The organism is Pseudomonas sp. 2822-17, from assembly GCF_002742485.1.
Classification (GTDB): Bacteria; Pseudomonadota; Gammaproteobacteria; order Pseudomonadales; family Pseudomonadaceae; genus Aquipseudomonas; species Aquipseudomonas cyclaminis.
This window is the reverse complement of the sequence record NZ_LJRZ01000899.1, coordinates 1-231: the sequence shown is the minus strand read 5'-3', so window position 1 is coordinate 231 and position 231 is coordinate 1. Positions and strand designations below refer to the sequence as shown.

The window sequence follows — 231 nt, the reverse complement described above, 5'->3', positions numbered from 1 at the left end:
GCCTTTATTCTTGCTCATGAATTAGGTCATGCTGGACATTTTTATTTGGCTAATAAACACCAACGGGTTGCTGACACACGACCGTCTTTATATTTTATAGAGGCTCCATCTACAATTAACGAGTTATTACTTGCTGATCACCTATTATCTAAATCTGAGGACCCACAAATGAGACGTTGGGTAATTCTACAATTACTTGGAACCTATTATCATAACTTTGTTACTCATCTA

The 231-nt window shown here is 36.4% G+C and carries 1 protein-coding gene; it reads left to right on the top strand.

The features are described 5' to 3' along the window. Nucleotides 1-231: M3 family metallopeptidase (locus AOA60_RS29635; protein ID WP_143522597.1), on the top strand; the 231-nt coding region annotated here is incomplete at both ends.